The 13,308-nt window shown below is 46.7% G+C and carries 14 protein-coding genes; 1 reads left to right on the forward strand and 13 read right to left on the reverse strand.

All coding sequences use genetic code 11. From position 1 onward, the window contains the following. Window positions 1–151: 151 nt before the first annotated feature. The 7 genes from NST38_RS20910 to NST38_RS20940 all read right to left on the reverse strand — a co-directional run bounded on the left by NST38_RS20910 (window position 152) and on the right by NST38_RS20940 (window position 6,586). Complete coding sequence (locus NST38_RS20910; RefSeq protein ID WP_083684413.1) at window positions 152–427, reverse strand: DUF5071 domain-containing protein; 276 nt, start codon at window positions 425–427, stop codon at window positions 152–154. A gap of 44 nt (window positions 428–471) precedes the next feature. Then, the gene (locus tag NST38_RS20915; RefSeq protein WP_076250818.1) at window positions 472–1,041 is read right to left on the reverse strand and encodes a DUF3221 domain-containing protein; all 570 of its coding nucleotides are present in this window, start codon (window positions 1,039–1,041) and stop codon (window positions 472–474) included. Between the two features lie 124 nt (window positions 1,042–1,165). Continuing rightward, on the reverse strand, window positions 1,166–1,495 hold the full coding sequence (locus tag NST38_RS20920) for a hypothetical protein (RefSeq protein WP_076250816.1): 330 nt from the start codon (window positions 1,493–1,495) through the stop codon (window positions 1,166–1,168). 231 nt (window positions 1,496–1,726) lie between these two features. Beyond that, window positions 1,727–3,442 (reverse strand): ABC transporter ATP-binding protein, encoded by a 1,716-nt coding sequence (locus tag NST38_RS20925; protein WP_076250814.1) that lies wholly within the window; start codon window positions 3,440–3,442, stop codon window positions 1,727–1,729. Between the two features lie 44 nt (window positions 3,443–3,486). Further along, window positions 3,487–4,518, reverse strand: coding sequence for a FecCD family ABC transporter permease (locus tag NST38_RS20930; protein WP_076250813.1), 1,032 nt, complete (start codon window positions 4,516–4,518; stop codon window positions 3,487–3,489). A gap of 2 nt (window positions 4,519–4,520) precedes the next feature. Next, window positions 4,521–5,576, reverse strand: a complete 1,056-nt coding sequence (locus tag NST38_RS20935) for a FecCD family ABC transporter permease (RefSeq protein WP_036614761.1) — start codon at window positions 5,574–5,576, stop codon at window positions 4,521–4,523. A gap of 272 nt (window positions 5,577–5,848) precedes the next feature. Beyond that, window positions 5,849–6,586 carry a glycerophosphodiester phosphodiesterase gene (locus NST38_RS20940; protein WP_076250811.1) on the reverse strand — a complete coding sequence of 246 codons (738 nt, stop codon included), beginning with the start codon at window positions 6,584–6,586 and terminating at the stop codon, window positions 5,849–5,851. Between the two features lie 231 nt (window positions 6,587–6,817). Between NST38_RS20940 and NST38_RS20945 the strand changes: the two genes are divergently transcribed. Then, complete coding sequence (locus NST38_RS20945; RefSeq protein ID WP_036674861.1) at window positions 6,818–7,084, forward strand: hypothetical protein; 267 nt, start codon at window positions 6,818–6,820, stop codon at window positions 7,082–7,084. A 217-nt stretch (window positions 7,085–7,301) separates the two neighbouring features. Here the strand turns inward: NST38_RS20945 and NST38_RS20950 are convergent, their stop codons facing one another. The 6 genes from NST38_RS20950 to NST38_RS20975 form a co-directional block, all read right to left on the reverse strand. Continuing rightward, on the reverse strand, window positions 7,302–7,430 hold the full coding sequence (locus NST38_RS20950) for a hypothetical protein (protein ID WP_255319930.1): 129 nt from the start codon (window positions 7,428–7,430) through the stop codon (window positions 7,302–7,304). A 120-nt stretch (window positions 7,431–7,550) separates the two neighbouring features. Then, window positions 7,551–8,135, reverse strand: a complete 585-nt coding sequence (locus NST38_RS20955; RefSeq protein ID WP_076250810.1) for an LOG family protein — start codon at window positions 8,133–8,135, stop codon at window positions 7,551–7,553. Between the two features lie 460 nt (window positions 8,136–8,595). Continuing rightward, entirely contained in the window at window positions 8,596–9,015 is a 420-nt protein-coding gene (locus NST38_RS20960; RefSeq protein WP_017687369.1) for a hypothetical protein, read from the reverse strand. Between the two features lie 19 nt (window positions 9,016–9,034). Then, entirely contained in the window at window positions 9,035–9,703 is a 669-nt protein-coding gene (gene ung, locus NST38_RS20965; protein WP_076250808.1) for a uracil-DNA glycosylase, read from the reverse strand. Window positions 9,704–10,000: 297 nt separating this feature from the next. Then, a complete protein-coding gene (ltrA, locus tag NST38_RS20970; protein WP_076250806.1) occupies window positions 10,001–11,293 on the reverse strand; it encodes a group II intron reverse transcriptase/maturase in 1,293 nt (430 codons plus the stop codon). A 585-nt stretch (window positions 11,294–11,878) separates the two neighbouring features. After that, a complete protein-coding gene (locus NST38_RS20975; protein WP_076250805.1) occupies window positions 11,879–13,099 on the reverse strand; it encodes a MalY/PatB family protein in 1,221 nt (406 codons plus the stop codon). Window positions 13,100–13,308 lie beyond the last annotated feature (209 nt).

Genomic DNA, 13,308 nt, shown 5'->3' on the forward strand with positions numbered 1-13,308 from the left:
TTTCTATGTATCCAAACTCCCATTTCCTCTTACCTCTCGTTGGTATCCTTCATCTTTTCCAAAAGTTCCATTATAACCTCATCCAACCCCTCTAGTATCTCATCATGTGTAGGAGACTCCAGTATTCTTACCAAATCCGACCGTAACATACTTAGATGAAATACAGACAATCGATCAATCCTACCAAAATGAAATATTCCCACTGTGGATCTTGGGTTTGTAATACATCCTTAATATGAGGAACTAAGTCCTCCCCCAGTCTCAATAGTAGATCCTCTATCGGTTTAGAGATAGGCCAATTCCCGTCTTGTAACCACTCCATCAGCTCTGGGATGATAACTTTCAACTCTTCATTTCTAAATTCATTTAACTTGTTAACCGCTTCAAAGTCATGTTTGTCGCGGGGAAGACACGCCCTAATATCCATTTAGACTTCCTCATCTCTATGTGCAAAATCATATACTCCCTCTGTTATTCTACTGGCTCTACATCCTCTACTCTGATCTCAATCTCATCTTGATTCTTCGTCGTTGACATCGCATCTCTCATGCGAATCGTCCACATTCCTGCATCCTGATAAAAGTGTACATCTTCAATCACAGGAACACGTAATTTTTCTCCATCTGGTGAGTATAGCCCACCCCGAATTGCGTCCTCCTCACTTAGATGAGCACCATCTGGAGTATTTGGACAAGATACCGCTATCGTTTCTGCTCTGGCCTCCCCAGAATAGGGTTGATTTTCCGGGCCTCCATCCGTCCAGACTTCAACATAGGAGCCGATCTGCGGATCAGGCGCATTGGAGAACCATTTTGCCGGATAATACCGATTTCCTCCTCCGTTCGCACTGAAATCTTCATATGCAGGATCAACCACAAGAATGGAATTGTCTTTGCGTTCAACCACATAACCAGTGAAACCATCTTCACTTGGTGCATTCGCTTGAGTCTGCACAGAGTTGCACTCGATATGTCCTGAACATCCCGTAAGGCATACGATTAGGATTGAGAGCAATATGAGGACTCGACGAAGATTGGACATATCTAAATCCCCCTTAATAACACCTCTTTCTAAATTTAACGTTCCATATCAGTTTATTGTTACAAATACAGCTGTCAGCTCACCCTTAACTTCCTGACGGGCTCAACACGATCAACCCAAATATTCACTTCTTTATATCCCTTTTGTACACGTACCTTCCCCATACCACCAACGCCGCACACAACAAGATCACACAATAAGCCCATACAAAAAACATGGCAAGCCCCAACCCGATGTTGGCATCCAGGCTCTTATCAAAGATCTCTGTGTATAGCGAAAAACCGAGTGGCACGGCGCCAACAACAAAAAGTCCAATGGACCATCCACCCCAGCGTTGTAAACCGGACCCCGCACGAGTACTGGAAAGTTTGCGAATCCCTTGAGTCAGTAGCCACCAAATCAGAATAAATAATAGACAGGTTATAAGAATTTTCAGCATATCGTTCAACTGCATATCGTGTACCTCCTATATCTTGCAAGATGATGAACATATCTTACACGTTAAGTGTTCTCTTTACTATATTACCCGTTTCCACATCCATGATCACAGGCAGATATGAGCACAGTACCCCTGACCCACAATTGATTATGAAAAAGAAAAAAACGCCAACGTCCTGACTCCTTCCAAGTCAAGAACGATGGCGTTACTTCTCGTATTTACATTGTTACATCCACATCGAATAGGTTACGCGCCAAACTGCGCATAGTGAAGGCGGCTGTACACCCCACCTGCTGCGAGTAATTCTTCATGGCGTCCCTGCTCCGTAATGCCTTGTTCAGCAACGACAATAATGCGGTCTGCATTTTTGATCGTAGCCAATCGGTGAGCAATAACCAGTGTGGTCCGGCCCTCGGACAGCTCAGCAAGGGATTGCTGAATCGCCGCTTCCGTTTCTGTATCCAGAGCAGATGTTGCTTCGTCCAGGATCAGAATTGGCGGGTTTTTCAGGAACATACGGGCAATCGATAAGCGCTGTTTCTGTCCACCGGACAGCTTCACGCCGCGTTCACCAATTAACGTATCCAATCCTTCCGGCATCGATTGAATCAAAGGTTCCATCTGTGCACGTCTGGCAGCCATCCAAATTTCTTCTTCAGATGCATCCAGCTTGCCGTAGGCAATGTTCTCCCGAATGCTTCCATCGAAGAGGAACACGTCCTGTTGTACAATTCCGATATGACTACGCAAGGAGTCCAGTGTCATATCCTGTATCTCCTGCCCATCGATCGTGATGCGACCTTCCAGCACATCATAGAATCGTGGCAGCAGACTGCACAACGTTGTTTTTCCTGCACCCGATGGACCGACAAGCGCTACGGTTTCACCTGCACGTACGTTTAGATCAATACCTTTGAGCACAGGCTCCTGATCTGAATAACCAAAGGTGACTTGCTCATAACGAATATCTCCACGCAAATGGGATACCGTAACGGCTCCTGGACGATCTTCCACATCCGGTTCCATATCAAGCAGCTCCGTATAACGTTTAAAGCCTGCAATCCCTTTTGGATACGTCTCAATAACCGAGTTGATCTTCTGGATCGGTGTCAGGAACACATTGGACAACATAATAAATGCAATGAACTGACCGTAGGTCATACTGCCTTGAATGACAAACCACGTTCCGCATACCAGGACAAAGAGGGATACCAGCTTCATCAGCATATAACTGACAGAGGAGTTCCAGGCCATGATTTTGTATGCGATTAGTTTGGTCTGACGGAAACGACCGTTGTTCACAGCGAATTGTGCTTTTTCATGCTCTTCATTAGCAAAAGCCTGAACAACACGGATACCTGTGATATTGTTCTCTACACGAGCGTTGAAGTCCGCGATATCTCCAAACATTCGGCTGAATGCCTTGGACATTTTGCTACCAAAGTAGAGCGACAGATAAATAATCAGTGGAACGATGATAAAGGTTAAAACTGCCAGATTCCCGTTAATGCTCATCATGATGCTGAATGCACCAATTAGCGTCATGACCGCGATAAATACATCCTCCGGACCATGATGGGCAATCTCACCGATATCCATCAGATCGTTAGTCATACGGGACACGAGGTGTCCTGTTTTTGTATTATCGAAGAAACGGAACGATAACTTCTGCACATGATTAAACAGACTTTTACGCATATCCGTCTCGATGTTAATACCTAGCTTGTGTCCCCAATAGGTGACCACGAAGTTCAAAAATGAATTCAATAAGTAGATGCCCAGCAATGCCAGACACGCCCATAGAATCCAGTCCCAGCGGCCGCCTGGCAGCAGATCGTCGACTACCCGGTTGACTGCCAGTGGAAATGCCAGCTCCAGCAGGGCGACTAAAATCGCACAACTGAAGTCAAGAATAAAGAGCTTTTTGTAAGGCCTATAATAGGCAAAGAAACGGCGAAGCATGGACTGAAGTCCTCCTTATGCAATCACACAATGATGATTACGTTTTATTTCGTCTTGCTTAAGAGGTACAGGAAGTATGGTGCACCAATAATGGCAACTAGGATCCCCGCAGGAATCTCCGAAGGCTGCAGGATGACACGACCCAGCGTATCTGCAACCAGTACAAGCAATGAACCGATCAGTGCAGATGCGGGTAACAGGAATTGATGTTTTGGACCCACCAGACGACGTGCCAAATGCGGTCCGATCAGACCTACAAAACCGATCCCCCCACTCACAGATACACATGAGCCGGCAAGTCCTACAGCAGCCGCAAGCAAAATCAGTCGCTCACGCTCAACCGGAGTCCCGAGTCCACTCGCAGTCTGGTCCCCCAGATTCAGTACGTTCAATACACGTGCCTTATACAGGACAAGCGGGACAAGAATGATCAGAAACGGCAGTAATGCCGTTACAAATTTCCAGTTCGAACCCCAGATGCTGCCTGCCATCCAGGTAGCTACAAATTGATACTTTTCCGGACTAAGCCTTAACGTAAGCACGATCATGGCAGAACTGATTCCCGCTGCTACCCCGATCCCTGTAAGCAACATACGAGTAGGCATAATGCCCTCTCCTTTTTTGTAAGAGAGAATGTAGATCAGAAATGCAGCAAAACCGGAACCGATCAGGGCCAGAATTGGCAAAAGAAATACCGGCGCTGCTGTCGTTGTCGGGAAAAAGGAAACAAATAACATGACGACCAGACCAGCACCTGCATTAATCCCGAGGATCCCCGGATCTGCCAACGCATTCCGAGATACTCCCTGCAAAATACAACCAGATAACGCAAGTCCGGCCCCGACCAGCACCGAAATCACAATACGTGGCAGACGGAATTCAAACAGGATCAATTCCTGTTTCGCCGTGCCTCCACCAAACAGGGTTCGCAACACCTCAAGCGGCGAAAGCTTGGTAAAACCTGTGTTCATGCTCACCACAAAAGCCGTAATAATTAATAGGGCAAGCACAATGAGGACAATCGTACTCTTGGTTCTCTTCTTGCGCTCTGCTCCAACTATTGTTGAGGATTCCATCGTTACAGAGTCCTCCTTTCTTTACGCGCCAGATACAGGAAGAATGGTACCCCGATGAGGGCAACCAATGCGCCAATTGGCGTCTCGTACGGCGGGTTAATCATACGTGCAGCCAGATCCGCAAATACAAGCAGCAAACTGCCCATCACAGCGGAACATGGAATAATCCAGCGATAATCGACCCCAACCAGCTTCCGCGTGAGATGGGGAATAATGAGTCCAACAAAACCGACCGCACCCACCACGGATACAGCCGTACCCGCGAGAATCAGTACAACAATCAGGCCTATGAGCTTGATCAGCCCAGTACGTTGCCCCAAGCCCACCGCAATATCTTCTCCGAGACTAAGCAGAGTAATGGAACGGGAGATGAGAAGACCTGCGATCAGTGCCGCGAGTACCCATGGGAACATGACCTCAAGTTGAGACCACTTCGTTCCGGCTACACCACCCGCTGTCCAGAAAGCCAGATCTTGTCCAATCCTGAAATATAATGCAATCCCTTCACTGAGTGCCGACAACATCGCTGATACAGCCGCACCTGCAAGCACAAGGCGTAGTGGTGTAAGACCCGATTTGGAAGCTGCACCAAAACCATACACCAACAGGACACCAAGCCCTGCTCCAAGGAAGGAATACATGATGATATACATAAATGGCAAGCCAGGGAAGAAGGCAAAACAAACTGCAAGTGCAAATCCAGCTCCTGCATTTAACCCAAGCAGACCTGAATCGGCCAGCGGGTTACGAGTCATGCCCTGCATGATCGCACCAGCTACAGCGAAACATGCACCTACCATTGCTCCTCCAAGGATACGTGGTAATCGAATCTCCCATATGATCTGATGTGGAGTCAACTCAGGATTGAAATCAAAGATAGCCTTCCAGACTACACTAAGCTTAATATCAGCAGCGCCAAAAGAAATGGACAACGCCATACCCAGAGCGAGTAGCAAAACTCCCCCTGTAAGAATAAGTGTGGCCGCCCACGGACGAGTGTGTATCTTCGCTGTGGGTGAATCCGGATTATGTTTTTCTGGTGAAGCTTGTGAACTCATACGCGCCCACCCTCGTTATGAGTGGAGCTGCTCAAACCTATGTACATAACAATCACCTCTCTATAAATACCAAACTTTAATGATATTGATTCTCATTCCCATAGACCATTGTAAGTGAATCCACCGGCTCTGGCAATGGACAAATAGGACATGTTTATTGCATATATGAATATTTGCACACAATTTCACACGCAAAAAGGCTGCGCAAGAGCCAAAAAGCTCGAACACAGCCTTATCATTGCATATGTAGAACATGTAAAATACAGACTCGTTTAACGGGCATGTACCGTAAGTAAGGATGCCAGGACATCCGGAACATCGGTAATTATCCCTTGCACACCCATATCAATCATGGCCTGCATCTCGGCAGGATCATTCACCGTAAATGGATAGGTAACAACGCCATGTGCCAGTGCAGCAGCAACATCTTCTTGTGTGACTGCCAGCTTGTAGGGATGAAGGCCGGTAGCTTCGAGTTTGGCGGCATAATCATAGGGACGATATAACTTTTCCATATATAGAAGTGCTGTACGAATCTCCGGGGCAAGACGTTTACATCTCACGAGCGAAGCATGATTGAAGCTCGACAGCACAACCTGTTGCTCCAGATTCCAATCCCGGATCGCCTGTATGACCTTCTCTTCCATCCCTTTATAACTCACAATACCATTTTTCAATTCCAGATTAAGCAGTGTTCCTTTCCCCTGTACCAGCTTGAATAATTCCTCCAGAGAAGGAATACGTTCCCCGGTAAAATCAGCATGGAACCAGGACCCCGCATCCCGTGTGCGCAATTGATCGTAAGTCGTATCCTTAACCCAGCCTTCTGCGCCGCCAGTTCGGCTTAACGTCTCATCATGAATCAGTACCAGTCTGCCATCACTCGTCATCTGCACATCGGTTTCAATGCCTGTTGCTCCAAGCTCCAGACTCCGTTCAAAAGCGCTCATCGTATTCTCCGGGCATACGGCAGATGCACCGCGATGGGCAATAATCTCCATGTTCCTCATTCCAGCGCCTCCTGTGTTCAAGCTTCACTCTATGATCCTTACTATAAACACCGTTTGTTAGACCTGTATTAACAGAGCGTATAATGGGTTACCTGCTTCGCTGATACTAGCGAACGGGTTCAACATCTAACGGGCTGGGGATTCACTCATTTTTGCGAACTCAATCTGAAAATCGACATAACATAGTATGAACGATGGAAGCACTGAACTCCGTTATAAGGAGGTTGACTATTGAATCCCTCAAAGAAAAAATCGATACCTACGCGTCCTCACACATCCCAGTTACAGTCGGCTTCCAGGCTTTCCAGAACATCTGTCCATATCAAAAACAAATCCGGTAAGACGGCTAATCAGCGTTCTCTTAACTCCAGTTCACCCAACACACTGGATCAGCTGGCTATTGTTGCAGCAATACTCTCCTTAATTGCAGCCGCCATCGGGCTATATATCGCCTGGAAATCGTTAAGTAATCCGGATCAAACTGCTGTTGTGGTGTAAGCTGCTTGTTGTGCAGCTAATGGCTCAGGAGGCTCTCTCCTGCTTCTGACCTTATTCAGGGGCAGGTTTTTGCTTTTTCAATTACTTAACGTATGCTGGAAACGTCAAAAAACCGTTCCCCTGAAACGCCGGGATATACCGGCGTCTCTTTGGAAAGGTCATTTTTTATTCGGGCGCTGCCTCTGCAGCATGATCCCCGTCCCGGGATTTGACCGAATTACAGAATGAATGTGCGAGAGATAATAACTAACAGAATGAACAATACCAGAATTGCACCTGTTGATGTCCATGCTCCACCACCGAAGCCTCCGCAATATCCGTAACCTGTACCTTTGAGTTCGCTCATCAGTGACACTCCCCTCTTCATCGAAGTACACTATAGACTATGTCCGATAGCGCAACTTGCTTGGGCAGATCGAAAATTCTCCCGAGGAACGAGTAGGTTCAGGCCCGTCTTCTTATGCACTCATTTCCCGTTGAGTTGTGACCACTTCTGAGTCAGCTCTGCAGGAATATAGGATGACATTTGTTTGATCAGTTCAGCCGGATCAGCTTCCAGACTCCATAGACTGAGATGGGAAGTATTGGAAAACCCTTCCTGTACGCTGTGTTCTACCATCTTCATCAGCGGTCCATAATACCCGTTGACATTCAATAAACCGACAGGCTTACGATGAATACCGATCTGTGCCCAGCACAGCACCTCGAATAGTTCTTCAAATGTACCCATACCTCCGGGAAGTGCAATGAATCCATCGGATAATTCAGCCATCGTAGCCTTCCGTTCATGCATGGTTCCCACTTCAATCAGTTGTGTGAGCCCTCCATGAACAACCTCGCCCCGGAACAATCCAGTAGGCATAACCCCGATTACCTCTCCCCCTTGCTCAAGAGCAGCATCGGCTACTGCACCCATCAAGCCCATGCAAGAACCACCATAGACCAGTGCATAACCACTATCAGCAATCTGTTTGCCCAGTTGAATAGCCTTCTCTGTATAATCGGGGTGATTTCCCGGATTGGAGCCTGCAAAAACAGCTATACGTTTCATTGGGTTTCACTCCTTCTCATGATCTTTTTAGATTGAACTAAAGAATATTTACACGTGCCACTTCGATGACAGAACAACCTTCCGATCGCTGTTATCCCCAGATTTTTTGATTCAATTTTACAAAGGTGAAAATCTTGGGATAGCGTATGCTTCCGATGTAGCTTTCTTTCAGAAAGCTTTTAGGCGAACGCTTCGCTTCTTCAGGTTATTTCTGCCCTCTACGTTCTCGTGTAAATGTTTAGTTCAATTTTCTATTTTAATAGTATACAACATGAATGTTATGGGTATGTACAACAGGTTAACAGAACCAATGGGCAAAAAAATACCCGACCGTTTGCAGCCGGTCGGGCTCCCATATCAATACACATCAATTTAGAAGGGGTTGTTATTACCTAATATACAGACCGAACATTAAATCCATATGATCTTTGCATGAAATGAATATTAAATCTTCGTATAACTAACGTATCCCACGGCGTGAACGTACGACAAACATATGCTTGTCTTTACGAAGAACCCGACCATCTGCAAGTTCAACCTGATCCTCGTCATGACGCAGAATCGTCGTGGATAACGCTACAATTTTGGCCCGGCGCCAGATCATCACCTGCGACTTGAAATAGATCGCATTTTCGAACTGAATCGCCTTTTTCATCACATATCCAACCTTGTGCACTTCAGAACGTGCTTTCTTTAAGGGAAGACTCTCTTCGGGAAGAGGTCTGATCATTGCGATATTGTCAAACGATACCTTAATCCGTTTCGGTCCGATCCGCACACATTCCGCTTCTTCATCCCACTCAACCAGCGTTCCCTTCAATGGCTCCCGTATGCCTGTTGCACGATATACCGCTACTTTTCGTCCTATCCAATGTCGCAATGTTCTCACCTCCATCTGTCTAGTTTTCAGGTATCTTCCAATCGATCGGTTCAATACCTTTGGAGGTCAAGAAGTCATTGGCTTTGGAAAAGGGACGACTGCCGAGGAATCCACGATGCGCAGCCAGCGGACTGGGATGTGTAGACTCCAGTACCAGGTGCTTGTCCCTGTTAATAAATGTACCTTTCTTCTGGGCATGGCTCCCCCACAGCATATATACCATCGGCTCTGAACGTTCATTCAACGCACGAATGACAGCATCCGTAAATGTCTGCCACCCTAGTGCCTGATGGGAGTTCGGCTGACCTTCACGAACCGTCAGAACAGCATTTAATAGCAGGACTCCCTGCTGTGCCCAATGAACGAGAGATCCATGATTCGGAATTGGTAGGTCCAGATCGGCATGAAGTTCCTTATATATATTTTTCAGAGAAGGCGGTACACGTACCCCCGGTCTAACCGAAAAACTTAATCCATGAGCCTGTCCCGCTCCGTGATAAGGATCCTGACCAATAATAACGGCCTTAACCTGATGATATGGCGTCAGCTTCAGTGCGGAGAACAGGTCTTCTTTGGGCGGAAAGACCGTCTGCGTTTTGTACTCGGCGGCGAGAGTGTAACGAATCTTGTTAAAATAGTCGGCTTCCGTCTCTTCCTGAAGCACCTTGTCCCAATCGTTTCCAAACATATGTATAGGCTCCTTTCCCCTGATGAGTGCAGTTTCGTTCAGCCCAACTACTGAGCTCTTCCTTCTGAGAGCCGCATGTCATGCAACTCATAGACTATCCACCATTTTAACATAACCGGGGACAGCAGACCAGAATTGCACATCAAGGTGTACGTTCGCCTCGAAATAAATCGTATTCTTGCTACAATCAGTATACTAGAGTAAAAGGCTGGCAAAACCCAGCCTCTCCTCATCAAACCGTACGTGAGGTTTTCCCTCATACGGCTTTCCGATGTTTGTCATTCATGGGCGTGCAGATTACAATAGCGTTTTTAATTCATATTGACTGGCGATGTACTTCACCTCGGCTATTGAACCGATCCATTTTCTGCGTTGTCTTTTCTTCGCGTACCACCGGGTTAACCGTTGCAACATATACCAGTCCAGCTTCGCTAATCTCTTTTGGCTGTAGCTCGTGTAGTAATAATTTCTCCACCCTTGAATCTTCGGATTGAGCCATTTCACCTGTTCCTCAAATGATCTGGATCGCATACTCGGTGGGGATAATCGCTCTTTAATGACTCCACGAATACGTTCTTCCGCCTTTTTGGTTAGCCATTGCTGCGTGGTGTAATATACCTTCCCTTGCGACGTTTCTGCTTTCGTTTTGCGGTGGTGCATTCCTAGAAAGTCGAATCCTTCGGCTCCTGTCCATAGACCGACAATCCGGGTTTTGGTCGGGTGTAACATGAGCTCCAGACGTTCCATGATTCTGCGTATAAGTTCAAATGCATGTTCCGCATCCTTTTTGGTTTTACAGACCACGACAAAGTCGTCTGCATACCTTGTCAGGTCTCCCAACCCACTTCCGTGTTTCTCCCATAGCCGGTCAAAGTAGTTCAGATAGATATTCGCTAGAAGCGGTGAAATCACGCCACCTTGCGGTGTTCCTAAATCGGATCGCCTCACCTTTCCTTCTTCCATCACTCCCGCCTGAAGCCACTTCCGTATTAATTTCAAGATTCGCCTGTCATTGATACGCATTTCTACCAGTTTCATGAGCTTCTCTTGATTTATATTGTCGAAGTAGCCTTGGATATCGACGTCGACTACCCAATTTCCTTTGCGGTTGCAGGCTTTCCGAATTCGCTCTAGCGCTCCTTTCGCACTTCGTTTCGGACGAAATCCGAAGGATACTTCCTCGAAATCTGCTTCAAAGATCGGTTCAATCACGAGTTTGGTTGCCATTTGTATGACTCGGTCGCGCACGGTGGGGATGCCTAACGGCCTTTGCTTCCCATCTTTCTTCGGGATATAGTGCCGCCTTACAGCCTGCGGATGATATTTGCCTTCTTTCAGTTCTCGCTCACATTCCGCAAGGAAGCGTGTCTCTCCTTGTTCCTCAATATGTGCGAACGTCACCTCATCTACTCCCGCAGCTCCCTTGTTCGCTTTCACCCGTTTCCAGGCTTCACACAGCACATCCCTGCGATAGACTTTGTCGTACAAAGCATGAAATTTACGCTTCTTGTTCTCCTTGGCCGCATGACCTAGCTTTTCTTGGAGTTCTTGAACTTTTTCCTTTGGTGTTGTTAGCCGGTTGGCATTCACTCACTCGTACCTCCTTCAAAAGCATAAACAAAGCAGGGCTCCTTTCCTCCCCAAGGTTATGTTGTCCTCAGGTTCTTCGGTACTATGAGCCCCTCGGACTCCCTTCCCACAAACGGTTCATTTCATCTTCTGGATTTATAGAGCGTCTCTTTACGGGGTTAAAAAAAAAAAAAAAAAAATCCCGTGTGGGGGAGGGTCTCCCCAGTTCACTGCATCCTCTTTCAGACCATGCCGTTCCCTTTACGCCGGAGGATTCTTCGCTGTCGCTCCAAGTTCCAAACAGCTTCCTTGGCCTTCGTCGATATGAGCGCGACTCGGCTTCCTCTTGTCCCTCTTGCGAGGCCTTTTTGACGACGCGGCAGAATTCACTTGATGTTACGGCCTGGCGTGTCGCTCGCCCTGTCTCTGACAGGTACTTTTGTCGATACGCTTTTACGCACAGATTTCGCCATACGCAAGTATCCTAGCTACGCAGGGGCTTGGCCCCTCCTGCGACCGGACTTTCACCGGCTAGAAGATGCGTGCTTTTCTGGGCACGCCTCATACAAAAAAGTCATCTCGCTATTGCGTGATGACTTGATGACTTTATACTTGAACGGGCACCTCTTCGACTTCTTTCACAAGCACACTACTGATTCTTCGTAACCCTTCCTGAAGGACAGAACGGGGACAAGCCAGATTCAACCGAATGCAACCCTCACCATTGGCTACAAACATATGACCATCTTCGAGCAATACACCCGCTTGCTCAGCGAAGAATAAAGGTAAACTTACATTTTGGGGAGCATATGCCGAAATATCGATCCAGGCCAGATACGTGGCTTCCGGGATGTGAAAAACAGCCCGTGGCAGATGCTGCTTCACATACTGTTCTACGCAGGCGAAATTGGCGTCTAGATACCCTTTTAATTGTTTCAGCCATTCATCACCCATTTCGTAAGCCGCTTGAGTGGCAGCAATGCTTAGTGGGTTTTTGAAACCATAATGGCGTGCCTGCCAGATGTCTCGAAGTGCCTTATTCGGAATGATGACATTAGAGAACATCAGACCAGCCATGTTGAATGTTTTGCTCGGGGACATACATGTAATGATTCGATCCATATCCGGGAACAGCTTTGCAAGTGGCGTATGTCTCTTACCCGTCCGCAGCAGATCACAGTGAATCTCATCCGAAATGACCCATACGTTGTTCCGCAGGCAGATCTCACCCACACGTTGTAACTCTTCCGTTGTCCAGACACGTCCAGACGGATTATGCGGGTTGCAGAAAATACATACCCTTACCTTCTCATCCTTGGCCTTAGCTTCAAAATCCTCATAATCAATCGAGTAACGTCCCTGCTCATTGAGCATATCCGAACACACCAGTTCAAGATCATTATGCTCCGCAGCTGACTTGAAGAAACCATAGGATGGGGTCACGATCAGTACTTTCTCATCCGACTGACAGATATATTCCACCAGTTCATACAAAGCGGGAATGATCCCGTTTGAGGTCTCCAAATGCTCCTTCGGGAAGGACCAGTCATAGTATCTTTTCATCCAGTTCGAGACAGCTTCATAGTATGCCGGATCAAATACCTGAGAGTAACCCATGATTCTACGGTCCAGACGTTCCTTAACTGCATCCAGAATCTCGGGAGGTGTGGCAAATTCCATATCTGCAATCCACATGCGAATGAATTCTTCATCTTTGAATGGAAAAGTCATGTCCTCTGTGGCGTTAAAAATATATTGACGGAAACCATCCGTATTCATCGCATTTGTTCCTGTGCGGTCGATAATCTCATCAAAGTTATATTTCATAGCTTCTGCTCCTCTATCTGCTTTACTTTTTCATTGTCGTTTCATGTCGTATTACACCTATTATTTCATGACGCAGGAATTGCATCAAATGTAATACAATCTATCCTGACGAAACAAATGAAGTTAATTGTTTCTCCAGAATAGGTATTTCCGTGAAAAAGTGATATATTTCTCATATACCATCATTTTTATGAATGACTTTCATCATT

This window comes from Paenibacillus sp. FSL H8-0104 (assembly GCF_038050215.1).
In the GTDB taxonomy this organism is placed as follows: Bacteria; Bacillota; Bacilli; order Paenibacillales; family Paenibacillaceae; genus Paenibacillus; species Paenibacillus amylolyticus.